The organism is Flavobacterium sp. (assembly GCF_025352425.1).
In the GTDB taxonomy this organism is placed as follows: domain Bacteria; phylum Bacteroidota; class Bacteroidia; order Flavobacteriales; family Flavobacteriaceae; genus Flavobacterium.
Map to the genome: position 1 here is coordinate 14,508 of NZ_JANXTI010000035.1, position 16,603 is coordinate 31,110.

Sequence of the window (16,603 nt, forward strand, 5' to 3'; positions counted from 1 at the left end):
ATGATTAACAAAAAAGTAAATTCCGTTCACGAAGCACTTCAAGGCATTGAAGACAATATGACCATAATGCTTGGCGGCTTTGGTCTTTGCGGAATTCCCGAAAACAGTATTGCCGAATTAGTAAAAAAAGAAACCACCGGACTTACTTGCATCTCAAACAATGCCGGTGTAGATGATTTTGGACTTGGATTGCTTTTGCAAAAAAGACAAATCAAAAAAATGATTTCCTCCTATGTTGGGGAGAATGCCGAATTTGAACGTCAGATGCTTTCCGGAGAATTAGATGTTGAGTTAACGCCGCAAGGAACATTAGCGGAAAAGTGTCGGGCTGCACAAGCCGGAATTCCTGCTTTCTTCACGCCTGCCGGTTTTGGAACCGAAGTAGCCGAAGGAAAGGAAAGTCGTGAATTCAACGGAAAAATGCACGTAATGGAATTGGCCTATAAAGCTGATTTTTCTATAGTAAAAGCATGGAAAGGTGACGAAGCCGGAAACTTAATCTTTAAAGGAACTGCCCGAAACTTCAACGCCTGCATGGCGGGTGCCGGAAAAATTACGATTGCTGAAGTAGAAGAATTATTACCTGTTGGTTCATTAGATCCAAATCAAATACACATTCCCGGAATTTTGGTTCAAAGGATTTTCAAAGGAGAAAAATTTGAAAAAAGAATCGAGCAACGAACCACAAGAAAAAGAGACTAATCATGGCTTTAGATAAAAATGACATCGCAAAACGAATAGCCAAAGAAGTAAAAGACCGCTATTATGTAAACTTAGGAATCGGAATTCCAACCTTGGTGGCGAACTATGTGCGGAACGATATTTCAGTCGAATTCCAAAGCGAAAATGGCGTTCTCGGAATGGGACCATTCCCATACGAAGGTGAAGAAGATGCTGATATCATCAACGCCGGAAAACAAACTATCACAACTTTGCCAGGAGCAAGTTTCTTTGATTCGGCTTTTAGTTTCGGGATGATTCGCTCACAAAAAGTAGATTTAACAATTCTCGGTGCGATGGAAGTTTCCGAAAATGGCGACATTGCCAACTGGAAAATTCCGGGGAAAATGGTAAAAGGAATGGGCGGCGCGATGGATTTAGTAGCTTCCGCTGAAAATATAATCGTTGCTATGATGCACGTTAATAAAGCAGGCGAAAGCAAAATCCTGAAAAAATGTACGCTGCCTTTAACCGGAGTTGGCTGCGTGAAAAAAGTAGTAACGGAATTAGCTGTTTTAGAAATAACGTCAAAAGGTTTCAAACTTTTAGAACGCGCACCTGGCGTTTCTGTAGAACACATTATAGCTTCGACTGAAGCCGAATTAATTATTGAAGGAGAAATTCCGGAAATGGTTATCGATTAAGATAATCCAATAAAACTTCTGAAGCATTCCCAAAAGTATTCACTTTTTCAGTGATGCTGACCGCTCGTTTTTTATTCAGTTTATATGTCAAATCAAATTTCGTCGTGAACAATATTGCCGACATAAATGGGTTATTAATATATGTAACCAACTTATTACGAGCAGCATCAATTTCGTTAATTTCAACTACTTCTTCCTGCTGGAATTTATATTTGAGTTCCAATTTTAAAACGCCATTTTCAATAATTGGTCGAACATATATATTCATCAAATCAGTGTTTCCAATGGTTTTTGCCAAGGTTAGTTTAGCAAAAGTTCCATCGGCTAAACTCGCTTTGACATTGTTGTAAAAATCGGTGAAGGTTTCGTTAAACGACATTGAATAATTATTAAAATTTAAAAAATAAAAGAATTCCTAAAATTATTAGTCCCAATGAAACGTATCCAATTCGCTTGGTACCATTTTGCTCTAAAATTTCTGAAAAAGGAATTTTGAATCTAAAGTAAATCCATTTTAAAAATGCTCCAAAATATCTTGGAACAAATTCGATTACTACTTCTATTACCAATTCTATTCCTTCACTTGCCATATCTTTATATTAAAAAAACCAACTAGCTACAAAAATCGCGGTAATCACACAAACCAAATCTACCAACAGCATAGTGCCAAGCGTGTATCTCGTATTCTTCACATTAATGCTTCCAAAGTAAACCGCAATTACATAAAAGGTCGTCTCGGCACTGCATTGGAAAATACAACTCAATCTTCCGGAGAAAGAATCGGGTCCAAATGTTCGCATAGAATCTATCATAAAACCTCGTGAACCACCGGAGCTAAAAGGTCTTAACATTGCAACAGGTAACGAATCGGTAATTTGTTTGCTTACGCCAATATGGGAGAACACAAATGAAATTCCGTTGCTTATAATCTCGAACAAACCACTATTTCTAAAAAAGGAAATCGCCACCAACATTCCCATTACATAAGGGAAAATCTTAACTCCTGTTTGTAAACCATTGTTGGCTCCAGTCACAAAAGCATCAAAAATAGTAGTGTCTTTTTCCACGAATTTTTTCTCATGAATGAATGAAAAGATTAATGTAAATCCAATTATAGCAACAAGCATCAGACCGGAAAGATTAGATGTGAAGGCATTTTTACCAATTAAATCAAGTGTGTTTACATAAAACAGCAATCCAACTATGGCGGCAATTATCGTCATTAATGCTACCACTAATGAAGCGCTTTTGAAATTGATTCTTTGTCGGATTCCAACAATTAAAAAAGCAGCAATGGTTCCTATAAAGGATGTAATAATACAAGGCAGCATTACATCTGCAGGATTGCTTGCATTCTCTGCTGCGCGATATCCTATGATTGATGTTGGAATCAATGTTAAACCTGCAGCGTGCAAACACATGAACATAATTTGTGCATCGCTGGCTTTGTCCTTTTCAGGATTGAGTTCCTGTAAGCTTTGCATGGCTTTTAATCCGAATGGTGTGGCAGCAGAATCTAATCCTAAAAAATTAGCTGCGAAATTCAAAGTCATATAAGATATCGATTCGTGGTTTTTTGGGACCGTTGGAAAGACTTTCACAAAAACGGGACTTAACTTTTTTGCTAATTTTTCGGATGCGCCTGAATCAATTAACAATTGCATCAATCCACAAAAAAAGGCCAGATAAGCAATCAAAGGAAGTATTAATTCGAGTAAGCTGTTTTTGCATGTGGGCAGCAATCCATCCGATTTTTGGACACCTGAATAAATTTTAACAGTCTTAGCTTTATAAATATATGTGGTATCAGCATTAATGGTATCTCTGTTGATAATCATGGTTTGTTCAGGCGCTTTTTCTATGCTGTCACTGATAAATTTTGGCACTTGTTCCAAATATTTTTCTGAAATTAAAACAGGATCATCTTTTTTTCCATTCAAAACATTATCAATAGAATAGCTGTTTCCAATGCACAAACTCACTATGACAAAAGCTATGGAAGAAACAAAAATCGCTAGCCAAAATCTACTTAAAACCATAAGTTGTTTTTTTGTAAATATAGCATTTATCAATTTTGAATTAAAAAATTAAAGTCAATTTTAATTTACGAGTTTATATGTAGTAAACAAAAGGTGAATTTTGTTGAATATTTGCTAATAAAATGCGAATATTAATTTAGTGTTTATATATTTGTTGACTTTTAATTATAAAATATTCATTTTTAGTTACACAATATCCACATTAATAAATTATGAAAAAGAAGTTCTTTTTATTGCTAGCCATTTCGTTAGGTACGTGCACGATTTTCGCACAATCACCTGCAGAGGTTAAAAAAATTATTGCCACCTATGATATGGCTAAGCTTAAAAATACAGAAGTTTTTTATAGAAAAAAAGAACAGGCTGATAAACAAAAAGCTGTTGCGGCTGCTCTAATGAAAAATTGGCCACTTATTATTAAAAATGAGGACGGAAATTTTTCTGAATTAATGAGACTTTCTCCTGAAGGATTACCGATTTATTATTCCACACAAAATGTAAATGCGGCTAAATCTACCAGGGCAAATCACTTAAATACCGGCGGTTCATTAGGTTTAAACTTAAATGGCCAGGGAATGGTTGTTAGGGAATGGGACGGTGGAAACGTTAGAACTACGCATACTGCCTTTGGTGGACGTGTGACAGTAATTGACGACCCTTCCAATACAACAACTGTAGCTCATTCAACACATGTTTGTGGCACTATGGTTGCCAGTGCAACGCCAGCTTCAGTAAAAGGAATGGCATACCAAGCCAGCGCGAGAACATTTAACTGGGATTCGGATGATTCGGAGGCTATATCAGAAGCCCAACTTGGAATGCTTATATCCAATCACTCCTACGGTGTCCCAATTACCTCTAATGGAACAACGTTGCCTTCATGGTATATTGGTTCTTATTCTTCTGAAGCCTATATATGGGATGAACTTGCCTATAATGCTCCTTATTTTCTAGCAGTTATGTCGGCAGGAAATGATGGAACAACTAATGATAATCCGGAGCCTATTTTATTTGGATACGATAAACTGACCTCTAATAAAACAGCAAAAAACAATTTAGTTGTCGCCAGCTGCGAAGATGTAACAGTAGCTACAGACGGCACGGTTAATACGGCAAACATTACTATAAGTAGTTTTAGTAGTCAAGGTCCATCGGATGATTATAGAGTAAAACCGGACATTACAGGAAACGGAGCTAATTTAACCTCAACCTCAAATTCTAGTAATACTGCCACGACGGTTATGTCGGGTACATCAATGGCTTCGCCAAATGTTGCGGGCACTTTAGTATTAATACAACAACATTATAAAAATTTAACTAACAGCTTTATGCGTGCTGCAACATTAAAAGGTTTAGCTTGTCACACGGCTGATGATGGAGGAAATGTTGGTCCTGATGCTGTTTTTGGTTGGGGATTGTTAAATGCTAAAAAAGCAGTAGAAACTATTACTGCTAATGGATTGACTTCTTGGATTTCGGAAGAGAATTTAAACACCGGGCAAGTTTTTACAATGAATGTGAATTCCAACGGAACCACTCCCTTAATGGCTTCCATTACATGGACAGATCTTCCTGGGGTGACAAATGATGGAAACTTACCCGCAAACGATACAACGCCTGCGTTGGTAAACGATTTAGATATTAGAATTACAAAAAATACAACTACTTATTTCCCTTGGAAATTAAATCCAGATCCAAGTTCCCCATCAATAAGAACGGGAGATAACTCTGTGGATAATGTAGAGCAAGTAAAAATTGATTTTCCCACTGCCGGACAATATACAATTACAGTTAGCTCGAAAGGTACTTTAGTAACGGGAAGTCAAAAATATTCTCTTGTAATTACCGGTATAAACTCATCTTTTGCGATTAATTCAACTTCAGATAATTTAACTGTTTGCGCTAATCAAAATGCCGTATATACATTTAATTATAAACAAACTGGCGCTGGAACAACAACTTTCTCTTCAGTAGATTTACCGACTGGGGCATCAGCTTCGTTTTCGCCAGCATCATTAAGTGCGAACGGAACAGTTACAATGACAATTAGTGGCTTAGCAAATATTACTCCTAATGAATATTTTGTTGGAATTAGAGGAATTAGTGCTACTGATTCAGAAACAAGATATAAATCATTACGTGTTTTCAATGCAACCTTCCAACAAATTGCTTTGCAAAGCCCAATGAATGGTAAAACGGGAATGTCTACTTCTGCAGATTTATTGTGGGATAGTCAGGTTAATGCTTTAACTTATACAGTTCAGGTATCTTTATCTCCAGATTTTACAAGTTTATTAATTAACGATGTTGTGACAGTTAATAATTATAATCTTACCGGATTAAGTCAGGCTACGAGATATTATTGGAGAGTAATCCCTTCTAATAATTGTGGTGCGGGTTTAGCTGCAAATGCTACTGTTTATTCTTTTGATACCGGTACCTTATCTTGCGACCAGACTTTTACAGCAACAGATTTTTCAAATAACGTTATTGATGTTGTGCCAAATTCACAAGCGACTGTGCCATTAACAATTACTGGTGGATATACTATAGGAGATATTAATGTAAATATGGATATTACACATACGTGGATTGGAGACATAACGGTAACTCTTGAAGGTCCGGCTTCTATTGGAAGTCCCATTATAACTTTATTGGATTTACCATGCGGAGATAATAAAAATATAAGTTGCACTATGGATGATGATGGCGGAGTTCCTGCCTGTAGCGGAATCCCGGCCGTGTCCGGAAGCATTGCGCCGGTTGATTCTTTAAGCGCTTTGAATACTTTACCTGCTGATGGAGATTGGATTTTAAGGGTTTTTGACCATAATAATCAGGATGGGGGAACTATTGATAGCTTCAGCATTAACTTATGTAGAGTTGAAACCGCTTTATCAGTCGTTACAAATCCAATCTTGAATAGTAGCGTTTATCCAAATCCAACTAAAGGTATTGTAAACGTTAGTATTCCTGCTTTAACAGATAAAGCAACCATAAATTTGTATGACCTTCAAGGGAGACAAATACTCTCGAAAGAAACCAACCAGGTGTATACTTCGTTTGGAATTGAAAATCTTCAGGACGGAATTTATTTGGTAAATATCGAAACTGATTTGGGCTCAGTCACTAAAAAAATAATCTTAAGAAGAAATTAAACCTAATAAAAAGTCCCGATTAACTCGGGACTTTTTTATACATGAATAATTTCGTCATCTATCAATAAATCTTCCCGTCGCAGTCGAAGGAAGATTTGTGCCACCGCAATTACATCTTTTTCACAATAAATTACTATTCTGTCAATGTCTTTTTCTACATAAAAAACATGCGCAACCTGGCTTCCGTCGATATCGCCTTTTGGTGAAGGAACTCCAAGAATTTTTGTCAGTAATTTTAAAGAAGTAAAATGTTTATAGTCACCAAATTTCCATAATTCCAAAGTATCCAGATGCGGTATTTCCCATGGCTTTTTGCCAAATAAATTGAGTTTGTTCGGAATTGCAATTTGGTTAATAATCATCCTTCTGGCAATAAACGGAATATCAAATTCTTTAGCATTGTGGCCACACAGAACATGTTGTGCCTGTCCAAAGTGATTGTCCAGCAAATTAGAAAAATCCTTGAGAATCTTCTTCTCTTCCCCAAAAAAAGAGGTAACCCTAAAGTTTCTAATGTCACCTTTATTCACAAAATATCCAACCGAAATACAGATAATTTTTCCAAACTCAGCCCAAATTCCTGCGCGGTCATAAAAATCTTCCGGAGTGAATTCCTCACGTCTTTGATACTGTGTTTTTTGTTCCCACAGTTGTTTCATTTCATCATCCAGAATATTGAAATTCTCTTCTTCGGGAACTGTTTCAATATCAAGAAAAAGGATGTTATTAAGATTTAATTTTTCAATCATTTTAAAAATTTAAGAATTTACCGACTTAAAATTAAGCAATGTAATTTAAATATGAAAGAAAAAGTTTAAAAAAGTGATTGTTGCTGCGAAGGACTTTCATGTTCTAAAAGCCATTTTTTGCGCCACAACCCGCCTGCATAACCGGTTAACGAACCATCTGTTCCAATAACTCGATGACAAGGAACTACAATCCAAAGCGGATTTCTACCATTTGCGGAAGCCACAGCACGAATGGCTTTTACATCGCCTAATTTTTTGGATAAGTCGAGATACGACATGGTTTTTCCGAAAGGAATATTCAATAATTCGTGCCAGACTTTTTGCTGAAAATCGGTGCCTTGCGGATTTAGTTTGAAATCGAAATGATTTCGTTGTCCGCTGAAATATTCCTGAAGTTGTGTGATACATTCTTTAAGTTCATTAGGAATTTTTTTAGAAACTTCTCCTTCACTTAAAATGGATATTATGGAAATCCCGGTTGCATCGCCAACGATTTTGGTGATTCCGAGTGGTGATTGTATAAAAGCTGTTTCCATTTGATAAAGTTATCAAATATTATTTTGAAAAGCTATAAATATAGTCTTCCAACGCTTTCAATTGTTCTTCGCTCATGCTTTTGGTAATGGCGAAATTGGTCTTCATAATGTCGTATTGACTTGGGTCAACAATCGGAACACTTTGCGCCTGGAGAAAGGAAACAATGCTTCCTTTTTTAGCTTTATAGACTTTGCCTATTTCCTGTAAACTTGGCCCTATGATTTTTTGGTCGGGTTTGTGGCAGGCGATGCAATTTCCTTCTCCTTCAAAGAGTTCCTGTCCTGAAACTATTACCGCTGTTTCGTCAATGGAAGTTGTTTTTTTTTCTTCTTTGTTTTGACACCCAATTAAAGAAAAGAATGACAATAGTATTACTAAGTTTTTCATGGTTTACAAAAATTCAATACGTTTTTCTTATAGCCCCGATTGGAGTGGTATCTTTTATACCTGTCAGGTTTTAAAAACCTGACAGGTATAAAAATATAACGGAAAGCGGGAACCTGCCTGCCGGCAGGCAGGCATGGACAACTGATAAAGCCCAAGCCAACCGCTCATAATTTTACCGCAAATTCAAAGTTTTATAAAATTTTTAATTTGCGAATTTGCGGTCTATTTGTTTAACAATATAGCTGCTTCCTTAGCAAAATAAGTCGAAATCAAACTTGCTCCTGCACGCTTGATACACATTAATTGCTCCATCATAATTTTGTCGTGGTCAAGCCAGCCTCTTTCGGAAGCCGCTTTAATCATGGCATATTCGCCGGAAACATGAAAAACCGTTACGGGGACATTTACTGCATTTCGAACCTCGCGAACAATGTCTAAATAAGCAATTCCGGGTTTCACCATAACCATATCCGCACCTTCCTCAACATCCATAAGTGCTTCTTTGACGGCTTCGATGCGGTTAGCGTAATCCATTTGGTAGGTTTTTTTGTCTTTTGGAACCTCAACATCCGCTTCTCGTGGAGCGCTATCCAAAGCATCGCGGAACGGGCCATAAAACGCTGAAGCATATTTAGCGGAATAACTCATAATGCCAACATTAGAAAAACCGGCTGCATCCAAACCTTGGCGTAAACGTAAAACACGTCCGTCCATCATATCGCTTGGCGCTACGAAATCGGCTCCCGCCTGGGCATGTGAAACGGCCATTTTTACTAAGGCATCATTCGTTGCATCGTTGGCAATATCACCGTTTTCTATAATACCGTCGTGACCATAAATGGAATAGGGATCGAGAGCTACATCCGGCATTACAATCATTTCAGGACAAGCTGCTTTGATAGCTTTGATAGCCTGCTGCATTAATCCGTTTGGATTCCAGGCTTCTTTCCCAGTGTTGTCTTTTAGACTTTCGTCTACTTTTACGTAGATGTTTACAGCGCGAATTCCTAGTGTATATATTTCTTTTACTTCTTCCACTGTTAAATCAATCGAGCGACGGAAAATTCCCGGCATCGATGAAATTTCAGACTGATAGTTTTCACCTTCTGTGATAAACATTGGGAACATGAAATCTGCCGGACTTAAGCTGGTTTCACGCACTAAGGAACGAATGCTTTCGTTTACTCGTAATCTTCTGCCTCTTTGTAATGGGAACATATTTTTTTGTTTTTTAACCATTAAGATGTTAAGTTTCATTAAGAGTTTACTTAATTTTTCTTAGTTTCGTAATGGTATATTAAATCCAATCAATCGGATTTTCTAATACTTTAATTAATCTTTCTTCTGCGCTGTTTGGCTGTGGATGATGGTCGTAGACCCATTGCACGTGTGGAGGTAAACTCATCAAAATCGACTCAATTCGACCGTTGGTTTTTAATCCGAAAAGTGTTCCTTTATCGTGAACCAAATTGAATTCGACATATCTTCCTCTACGGATTTCCTGCCAGGTTTTTTGTGCTTCTGTGTATTCTAAATCTTTTCTTTTTTCGACAATTGGAACGTATGCTTCGAGGAAACTATTGCCGACTTCTGAAACAAAGTTAAACCAATTTTCCATTGACATTTCCTCTGTTGCTTTGCAGTAATCGAAAAATAATCCGCCAATTCCGCGGGCTTCATTGCGGTGGGCGTTCCAAAAATAGTCGTCACATTGTTTCTTAAATTTTGGATAGAACTCAGGGTTGTGTTTATCGCAGGCTGTTTTGCATGTTTGGTGAAAATGCTTTGCGTCTTCCTCAAACAAATAATAAGGCGTTAAATCCTGACCGCCGCCAAACCAGGAATTTATTACTTTTCCATTGCTATCATACATTTCGAAATAGCGCCAATTGGCATGAACTGTTGGCACCATCGGGCTTTTTGGATGGATAACCAAACTAATTCCGCAAGCGAAAAAATCGGCTTCGCCTACGTTGAATAGTTGACGCATTGCTTCCGGTAACTTTCCGTGAACGGCAGAAATGTTTACGCCTCCTTTTTCAATAATTTTTCCGTTTTCAATCACACGCGTTCTTCCGCCACCGCCTTCCGGGCGTTCCCAAATATCTTCACGAAATTTGGAAGTGCAATCTACTGCTTCTAATCCAGAAGTTATTTGGTCTTGGAGGTTTAGTATGTATTGATAGAATTTGTCTTTCACTACTTTCGTGTTTTGCGTGAGGGATTGCAGTGGAAATCCTTTTTTAGGATTGCCCTGTAGCGAAGCGAAAGGGAAATCATAATAAAAGATTGCAACGGAAAGCCCGACCCTAAGGGGCACGCCCTATTTATATTCTTTAACTGCTTCTATAAAAGCTTTCGCATGATCAACCGGAATGTTTGGTAAGATGCCGTGACCAAGATTTACTATATAATTGTCTTTCCCGAATTCGTTTATCATTTCGTGCACCATTTTTTTAATGGTTGGAATTGGAGATAATAATCTTGACGGATCAAAGTTTCCTTGTAAAGTAATTTTTCCGCCAGATAAATAACGGGCATTCCTTGCAGAACATGTCCAGTCAACACCAAGAGCCGATGCTTTTGATTTTGCCATGTCATTCAAAGCAAACCAACAGCCTTTACCAAAGACAATAACTTTAGTGTCTTCGGCTAATGCTTCAACAATCTGGTTAATGTATTTCCACGAGAATTCCTGATAATCAACTGGAGATAACATTCCACCCCAGGAATCAAATATCTGAATCGCGTTGCAACCAGCCTTTACTTTTTCTTTTAAATATAAAATTGTTGTATCTGTGATTTTCTGTAATAAAGTATGTGCCGCAACCGGATTTGAAAAGCAAAATCCTTTAGCAGTATCAAAGCTTTTCGAGCCTTTTCCTTCAACAGCATAACAGAAAATCGTCCATGGTGAACCAGCAAAACCAATCAGTGGAACCTCATCGTTCAGCATTTCTTTGGTTAATTTTATGGCGTCAAAAACGTAGCCTAATGTTTCATGAACATCGGGAACAAAGGTTTTATTTACATCCTCCATCGAGCGGATTGGATTTGGAATAATCGGGCCCAAATTGTCTTTCAATTCTACGTGAATTCCCATTGCGCGTGGCACAACCAAGATATCGGAAAACAAAATAGCAGCATCCGGTTTTACGATTCTGATGGGTTGGACAGTAATTTCTGCTGCCAGTTCCGGAGTTTCACAACGGGTGAAGAAATCGTATTTATCGCGCAAAGCTCTGAATTCCGGTAAATATCTTCCTGCCTGACGCATCATCCAAACTGGCGGACGCTCTACTGTTTCGTTATTTAGGGCTCTTAAAAAAAGGTCGTTTTTAATCATTTTATTGTCTATAATTTTCTATACATTTCATTACTATACTTTCAATTGTCGGCTGGTTGGCAATGATTCTGTTTGGTGTTTCATATTTCAATGCTTCGGCGGTTGTGTTGCCAATGCAAAAACAATCTGCTTCTTCAATTTTGTTTTCCTGCAAATAACTTTTAACGCCTGACGGACTGAAAAACAAGATTCCATTAGGTGTAAAATCAATTTTATGCGGTGTCAGAATTGTTTCATAAACTTTTATTTCTTCCAAACTAATATTAGCAAACGTCAAAGCATCGGGCAAAAAGTTTCTTCGCATATTTCCGCAAAAAAATGTAAAACTGCTTTTTGAATATTGGTTACATATAATAGATGCCAATTCGGAAGCGTACTCAGAATATACGTTAACTTCAAACCCATTATCTTCAAGCAATGCTTTGGTTTTTTCGCCCACACAAAAGCACTTTTTTATTTTAATATCGACTATTTTACTATTTAAAAGAACGCTTTCTACGGCATTTTGACTTGAAAAAATTAAATATTCATTTGTTTTTTCAATTTCAAAATTCTTGATTTGAATTGCGATAAAATCTTCATCAAAAACTAAAAAATTAGCACTCAACAATTGCTGCTTTTGTCTTTCTGAAAGCTTCTTAGTTGATACTATGCTAATTTGGTTTTGCATTATTTTTTCAATTCGTTTTTGATTTTTGTCATCAACTTTGCGCCACCATTTTCTAAGATTTCTTGAGCGGAGTTAAATCCCAATTTTTTCCACTGTGAAATGTCAACTTTTTTATCAATTTCCAGTTTTTGTTTTCCGTCAATAGAGAGCAAAACACCCTTGAAATCTATCGTATCGTCTTCTTCATTATATGTTGCCAACGCTCCGATTGGTGCTGTACAGCCTCCTTCGAGTGTTCTCAGAAACTGACGTTCTATATAAGTACATATTTCCGTTTCAATATCATTTAGTTGAGAAACCGCATCAATGGTAAAGCTGTCATTTTCCATAGCCAAAACTACCATTGCGCCTTGAGCCGGTGCAGAAATCATCCAGTCGAGGTTGATAAAAGTGTCGGGTTTGAGATTAATTCGCTCCAAACCAGCAGCAGCAAAAACAGCTCCGTTCCAGTGGTTTTCTTTCAGTTTTTGCATTCTGGTGTTTACATTTCCACGTAAATCTACAACCGTATGATTTGGATATTTATTCCACCATTGCGCCTGACGACGTAGACTTCCTGTGGCAATTGTACCTTCGGAATTAAGAAAATTGAGATTTTTTTTAAAAACCAGGATATCTAAAACATTCGCACGCTCTAAAACTGCTGCCTGCACAATTCCTTTTGGCAAAGCCGTGGGAACATCTTTCATTGAATGTACGGCAATATCGACTTGCCCATTTATCATGGCAATGTCTAAGGTTTTGGTAAAAATTCCGGTGATTCCAAGTTCGTAAAGAGGTTTATCGAGAATGATATCGCCATCCGATTTGACAGCAATAATTTCCGTTTTATATCCTAAATCCTGGAGTTGTTTTTGGACCGTGTGTGCCTGCCAAAGTGCTAGTTGGCTATCACGGGTTCCGATACGAATGGTTTTATTGGTCACTTTGTTTTATTTTTTCCCGTAAAGTAACGTGTTTAAAAAAATGATTTCTCTTGTTCTAATTGAAATACTTTTTCAATCCACTCAATTCCTTCATCCATTGAATCACCGTCCTTTAGATGATTCACAAAATGATTGGTGATTTTTTGGATGATTCGGTTGCTGATTAATTCGGCTTGTTCTTCGTCAAAATTGAAGTTCTTTTTACGTTGCACATTCAACTCGCTTTCCTTAATTGAATTCAATTTCTCTTTTAACGCCTGAATGGTTGGTGCAAACTTTCTGTTTTTTGTCCAAGCTGTAAATTCTTCCTTGATTTCCTCAATAATTGCTTCGGCAGCGGGTATATGACGCTTTCTGTTTTCTAATGTCTCATCGGTTATTTGAGAAAGAAGATCAAGGTGAATAAGCGTCACGCCTTCTACTTCCTGAACATTTTCGTTTACATTTTTCGGAATCGATAAATCTAAAATCAATAACGGTTTTTTTAGATTCAATATTGCTTTGTCAATCGTCGGATTTTGTGCGCCAGTAGCCACAACAACAACGTCTGCTTTTTGTAATTCTAACTGTAAATCAGCATAATCTTTTACAACTACATCCAGTTTTTGAGCCAATTTTTCGGCTTTGTCTTTTGTTCTGTTGATTAAAGTTATGTGGTCATGTTTGGTATGTTTAACCAAATTTTCGCAAGTGTTTCTACCAATTTTTCCTGTTCCGAAAAGAAGAATGTTTTTATTGGAAATGTCTTCTACATTTCTGATAATGTATTGTACAGAGGCAAATGAAACCGAAGTAGCACCAGTAGAAATCTCCGTATCCGTTTTGATTTTTTTGCTAGCCTGGATAACAGAATTTACTAGTCTTTCCATAAAGGAATTAGCTAATCCGTTTGACTTACTTTGATTGAAAGCAATTTTTAATTGACTGATAATCTCGAAATCTCCAAGAATTTGGCTATCTAAACCCGTTCCGACACGGAACATATGACTAACAGCATCCTGATTTTTGTAGATGTAAGCTACTTCCTGGAACTCTTCAACTGTTCCCTGGCTGTTCTCACAAAGCAATTTGATTAACTCGTAAGGATGATTGGCAAAACCGTAAATTTCCGTTCTGTTACAAGTAGACGTAACGATTAACGATTCAATTCCTTCCGCTTCCGCTTGCATTAACAAAGTTGATTTAGCATTGGTATCCAAACTAAATTTACCTCTTACCGCAGCATCTGCTTTCTTATAACTCAATCCAACGGCGTAAAAAGAAGTGTGCTTCGTCATATTAAAATTTTCCATATTATACTTTCCTTAAAAAGTTCAACAAAAATATTACTATCCAATTTATAAAAGTAACGCTGAAAGGACTTTTTGTGTCGCTCTGAGATATTTTAAACCAAAATGCTCCTATCAACGTAAATTCTATTAAATTTGTACTGAAATCAAGTGCTCAAAACTCATTTATGTAGACTCGTTCTAAATAATATTTTTGCTTGACTTCAACAACATATACGGAAAAATATCGCTATGGGTTCTCAAGAAGAGATAAAAATAGAAAATGACTTTATTTTAATTCGATTTCAAAATGATGGAAACGAAAGTTTTCATGTGAAAAGACCTATAACACAAGGACTTATTCAATTTCACTTTGGCATAAAAGGAAAAGCAAAATTTATTTTTAATGAAGGAACCTATGCCTTAGAATTGAAAGATGAAAAGTCACTTTTATTCTATAACCCACAAAAAGAATTGCCTCTGAATTTTGAATTGGCACCTAATTCCTGGGTTATTTCATTGATAATTTCTATTCAGAAATTCCACGGATTATTTTCAGATGACGCCAATCATATTCCTTTTTTGAGTGAAGAAAATAAGGATAGAAAATATTATAAGGAGAACGATATAAGTCCATCGATGGCAATTGTTTTGAGCCAACTTTTTCATTATAATTTAAATCCACAGATAAAAAATCTGTATTATAAAGGAAAAGGCTACGAATTGTTGAGTTTGTATTTCAATCGTTCTGAAGACCCAAATGCTGAGCAGTGCCCATTTTTGATTGATGAAGAGAATGTTTTGAAAATCAGAAAAGCCAAAGAAATTATTATCAGTAACATGGCTGAACCGCCAGGTTTGGAAGAATTGGCAGATAAAGTTGGTTTGAGTCTTAAAAAACTGAAAATGGGTTTCAAACAAATTTATGGCGATACTGTTTATGGCTATTTATTCGATCATAAAATGGATTACGCCAGACAATTATTAGACAGTGGTTCGTATAATGTCAACGAAGTTGGCCTAAAAATCGGTTATAGTACCGGAAGCCATTTTATTGCGGCGTTCAAAAAAAAGTTTTCCACAACACCAAAGAAATATTTGATGTCGCTTAATCAAAATATATAACAATAAATAAAATATCGCAATGAAAGGAGTATTATTAGTAAACCTGGGTTCGCCGGAAAGCCCCACGGCAAAAGATGTAAAACCTTATTTAGATGAATTTTTAATGGATAAATATGTAATTGACGTGCCGTTTTTATTACGTGCGCTGCTTGTCCGTGGAATAATTCTTCAAACGCGGCCAAAAAAATCTGCTGCTGCTTATGCAAAAATATGGACTGATGGAGGTTCGCCGTTAATTGTTATTTCTAAAAAAATGCACGAAAAAGTGCAGCAACAAGTAGATATTCCTGTTGCTTTATCAATGCGTTACGGAACCATGACCATTCAAAAAGGGCTGCAGGAATTAAAAGATAAAGGTGTTACCGAAGTTATGCTTTTCCCTTTGTATCCGCAGCATGCAATGGCCTCCACGGTTACCATTTTAGAATTGGCTGAAGAGTTGAGAAAGAAACACTTTCCAGAAATGAAATTCACGATTGTTCCCGCTTTTTATAACAAACCAGATTATGTGAAAGCTTTGGCAAATTCGATTAAAAAACATCTTGATACATTTGAATATGATCATTTGTTGTTTTCCTATCACGGAATCCCGGAACGTCATATCCGCAAAACTGACATTACAAAATCACATTGCAAAATTGATGGTAGCTGCTGCAATACACCATCGCCAGCACATGAATTTTGTTATCGTCATCAATGTTACGAAACCACAAAACAAGTTGTTGAATTATTAAATATTCCCAATGATAAATATAGTCAGACATTCCAGTCTAGATTGGCTGGTGACAAATGGCTTACACCTTACACCGATGTTGAAGTTAACAAAATGCCCGAAAATGGTATTAAGAAACTGGCTGTCGTAACTCCGGCTTTCGTTTCAGATTGCTTGGAAACTTTAGAAGAAATTGCAATGGAAGCCAATCATGAATTTAAAGTACATGGCGGCGATGAGTTTTTGGCAATTCCGTGTATGAATGATGGCGATGAATGGTGTGGCGTTGTAGCGAACTGGATTAAAGATTGGGCTAAATAGC

General features: G+C 36.8%; 17 protein-coding genes. 5 read left to right on the forward strand and 12 right to left on the reverse strand.

Annotation, left to right across the window (positions count from 1 at the left end):
* Together Q0Q99_RS05075 and Q0Q99_RS05080 are read left to right on the forward strand one after the other, a co-directional pair.
* Nucleotides 1-702, forward strand: a complete 702-nt coding sequence (locus Q0Q99_RS05075; RefSeq protein WP_293892392.1) for a CoA transferase subunit A — start codon at nt 1-3, stop codon at nt 700-702.
* A 2-nt stretch (nt 703-704) separates the two neighbouring features.
* Nucleotides 705-1,364 (forward strand): CoA transferase subunit B, encoded by a 660-nt coding sequence (locus Q0Q99_RS05080; RefSeq protein ID WP_293892395.1) that lies wholly within the window; start codon nt 705-707, stop codon nt 1,362-1,364.
* Here the strand turns inward: Q0Q99_RS05080 and Q0Q99_RS05085 are convergent.
* The 3 genes from Q0Q99_RS05085 to Q0Q99_RS05095 are packed head-to-tail and all read right to left on the reverse strand — an operon-like array spanning nt 1,354 to nt 3,403.
* Nucleotides 1,354-1,743, reverse strand: a complete 390-nt coding sequence (locus tag Q0Q99_RS05085) for a hypothetical protein (protein WP_293892398.1) — start codon at nt 1,741-1,743, stop codon at nt 1,354-1,356. The two genes, Q0Q99_RS05080 and Q0Q99_RS05085, sit on opposite strands and share 11 nt — an antisense overlap.
* A 10-nt stretch (nt 1,744-1,753) precedes the next feature.
* On the reverse strand, nt 1,754-1,954 hold the full coding sequence (locus Q0Q99_RS05090; RefSeq protein ID WP_293875762.1) for a hypothetical protein: 201 nt from the start codon (nt 1,952-1,954) through the stop codon (nt 1,754-1,756).
* A gap of 9 nt (nt 1,955-1,963) precedes the next feature.
* Nucleotides 1,964-3,403: a nucleoside recognition domain-containing protein gene (locus Q0Q99_RS05095; RefSeq protein WP_293892401.1), complete on the reverse strand. Its 1,440-nt coding sequence runs from the start codon at nt 3,401-3,403 to the stop codon at nt 1,964-1,966.
* Between the two features lie 212 nt (nt 3,404-3,615).
* Here Q0Q99_RS05095 and Q0Q99_RS05100 point away from each other — a divergent pair, with 212 nt between their 5' ends.
* Complete coding sequence (locus tag Q0Q99_RS05100) at nt 3,616-6,561, forward strand: S8 family serine peptidase (RefSeq protein WP_293892404.1); 2,946 nt, start codon at nt 3,616-3,618, stop codon at nt 6,559-6,561.
* A gap of 35 nt (nt 6,562-6,596) precedes the next feature.
* On the opposite strand, the gene Q0Q99_RS05105 is transcribed toward Q0Q99_RS05100, so the two are convergent.
* From Q0Q99_RS05105 to hemA, 9 genes are all read right to left on the reverse strand, one after another.
* Nucleotides 6,597-7,310, reverse strand: coding sequence for a 3'-5' exonuclease (locus Q0Q99_RS05105; protein ID WP_293892407.1), 714 nt, complete (start codon nt 7,308-7,310; stop codon nt 6,597-6,599).
* A gap of 65 nt (nt 7,311-7,375) precedes the next feature.
* Nucleotides 7,376-7,846 (reverse strand): methylated-DNA--[protein]-cysteine S-methyltransferase, encoded by a 471-nt coding sequence (locus tag Q0Q99_RS05110; protein ID WP_293892410.1) that lies wholly within the window; start codon nt 7,844-7,846, stop codon nt 7,376-7,378.
* 19 nt (nt 7,847-7,865) lie between these two features.
* The gene (locus Q0Q99_RS05115) at nt 7,866-8,234 is read right to left on the reverse strand and encodes a c-type cytochrome (RefSeq protein WP_293892413.1); all 369 of its coding nucleotides are present in this window, start codon (nt 8,232-8,234) and stop codon (nt 7,866-7,868) included.
* 222 nt (nt 8,235-8,456) lie between these two features.
* Nucleotides 8,457-9,452, reverse strand: a complete 996-nt coding sequence (gene hemB, locus Q0Q99_RS05120; RefSeq protein WP_293892548.1) for a porphobilinogen synthase — start codon at nt 9,450-9,452, stop codon at nt 8,457-8,459.
* Nucleotides 9,453-9,531: 79 nt separating this feature from the next.
* A complete protein-coding gene (gene hemF / locus Q0Q99_RS05125; RefSeq protein ID WP_293892416.1) occupies nt 9,532-10,434 on the reverse strand; it encodes an oxygen-dependent coproporphyrinogen oxidase in 903 nt (300 codons plus the stop codon).
* Nucleotides 10,435-10,557: 123 nt separating this feature from the next.
* The gene (hemE, locus tag Q0Q99_RS05130; protein ID WP_293892420.1) at nt 10,558-11,580 is read right to left on the reverse strand and encodes a uroporphyrinogen decarboxylase; all 1,023 of its coding nucleotides are present in this window, start codon (nt 11,578-11,580) and stop codon (nt 10,558-10,560) included.
* A gap of 1 nt (nt 11,581) precedes the next feature.
* Nucleotides 11,582-12,250 carry a uroporphyrinogen-III synthase gene (locus Q0Q99_RS05135; protein WP_293892423.1) on the reverse strand — a complete coding sequence of 223 codons (669 nt, stop codon included), beginning with the start codon at nt 12,248-12,250 and terminating at the stop codon, nt 11,582-11,584.
* The gene (gene hemC, locus Q0Q99_RS05140; protein WP_293892426.1) at nt 12,250-13,176 is read right to left on the reverse strand and encodes a hydroxymethylbilane synthase; all 927 of its coding nucleotides are present in this window, start codon (nt 13,174-13,176) and stop codon (nt 12,250-12,252) included. Before hemC ends, Q0Q99_RS05135 begins: the two co-directional genes overlap by 1 nt.
* A 32-nt stretch (nt 13,177-13,208) precedes the next feature.
* Complete coding sequence (gene hemA, locus Q0Q99_RS05145) at nt 13,209-14,468, reverse strand: glutamyl-tRNA reductase (protein WP_293892429.1); 1,260 nt, start codon at nt 14,466-14,468, stop codon at nt 13,209-13,211.
* 228 nt (nt 14,469-14,696) lie between these two features.
* On the opposite strand from hemA, the gene Q0Q99_RS05150 reads away from it, so the two are divergent.
* Together Q0Q99_RS05150 and hemH are read left to right on the forward strand one after the other, a co-directional pair.
* Entirely contained in the window at nt 14,697-15,569 is an 873-nt protein-coding gene (locus tag Q0Q99_RS05150) for an AraC family transcriptional regulator (protein ID WP_293892432.1), read from the forward strand.
* A 19-nt stretch (nt 15,570-15,588) separates the two neighbouring features.
* Nucleotides 15,589-16,602, forward strand: a complete 1,014-nt coding sequence (hemH, locus tag Q0Q99_RS05155) for a ferrochelatase (RefSeq protein ID WP_293892435.1) — start codon at nt 15,589-15,591, stop codon at nt 16,600-16,602.
* Nucleotide 16,603: the final 1 nt, after the last annotated feature.